Here is a 1,355-nt window from a genome sequence, read left to right on the forward strand (position 1 = left end):
TGAACCGCCCCGGCATGTCCGGAGACTCCACTTGTTGGGAAAGTTGGAGTCATGTCAGGGAGTACGTCGAAGCGGTACCCGCCGGAGCTGCGTGAGCGCGCGGTGCGGATGGTCGCGGAGATCAGTGATCAGCACGATTCGGAGTGGGCGGCGATCAGTGAGGTGGCCCGGCTGCTGGGGGTCGGCACGGCCGAAACCGTGCGCAAGTGGGTGCGTCAGGACCAGGTTGATGCCGGCTCCAGGCCGGGGATCACGACCGAGGAATCGGCTGAGCTCAAGCGTCTCAAACGCGAGAATGCTGAATTACGAAGAGCCAATGCGATTTTGAAGACGGCGTCGGCTTTCTTCGCGGCCGAACTCGACCGGCCAGCACGCTAATCACCCGGTTCATCGCCGATCATCAGGGGCACCGTGACGGTCCTGATGGTCTGCGGTGGGGTGTCGAGTCGATCTGCGCGCAGTTGACCAAGCTGGGTGTGCCGATTGCCCCATCGACCTTTTACGACCAGGTCCATCGTGAGCCCAGTCGCCGCCAGAGCCGCGATGCGGTCCTGAAGGGCGAGATCGCGCGGGTTCATGGCGCCAACTACGGCGTCTACGGTGCCCGCAAGGTATGGCTGGCCCTGAACCGCAAGGGCATCCCGGTGGCGCGCTGCACCGTGGAACGGCTGATGGCCGAACTCGGCCTGGCCGGGGCGGTGCGCGGCAAGGCCACCAAGACCACGATCGCCGACCCGACCGCGGCCCGGCCTGCCGATCTCGTGCAGCGCCGGTTCGCTCCGCCGGCCCCGAACCGACTGTGGGTGGCAGACCTCACCTATGTGTCGACGTGGTCGGGTTTCGCTTACGTCGCGTTCGTCACCGACGCCTACGCGAGACGGATTCTGGGCTGGCGGGTCGCCGCGACGATGACCACCACCATGGTCCTCGACTCCATCGAGCAAGCCATCTGGACCCGCCAGCAAGAGGGTGTACTGGATCTCAAAGATGTTGTCCACCATACGGATCGAGGATCTCAGTACACGTCTATCCGGTTCAGCGAGCGGCTTGCCGAGGCCGGCATCCAGCCCTCGGTCGGAGCGGTGGGCAGCTCATATGACAATGCGCTCGCCGAGACAATCAACGGTCTGTACAAGACCGAGCTGATCAAACCCGGCAAGCCCTGGCGCACGATCGACGACGTCGAACTGGCCACTGCACGGTGGGTCCACTGGTTCAACCACAGCCGCCTCTACGAGTACTGCGGCGACATTCCACCAGTCGAACTGGAAACGGCCTATTACGCTCACCAACGGAGACCAGCCGCCGGCTGAGTCCTCAAATCAGAAAGTCTCCGAACTCACCGGGGCGATTCA

1 protein-coding gene is annotated in these 1,355 nt (G+C 63.8%); it reads left to right on the forward strand.

The genetic code is table 11. The annotated features are described in order from the left end of the window. Window positions 1-51 precede the first annotated feature (51 nt). A protein-coding gene (locus tag A5658_RS10130) for an IS3 family transposase (protein WP_156751351.1) occupies window positions 52-1,313 on the forward strand; the annotation gives its coding sequence in 2 pieces (ribosomal slippage) (window positions 52-340 and window positions 340-1,313; 1,263 coding nt in all). The last annotated feature ends 42 nt before the right edge of the window (window positions 1,314-1,355 follow it).

It is taken from the genome of Mycobacterium sp. 1245111.1, from assembly GCF_001673405.1.
In the GTDB taxonomy this organism is placed as follows: domain Bacteria; phylum Actinomycetota; class Actinomycetes; order Mycobacteriales; family Mycobacteriaceae; genus Mycobacterium.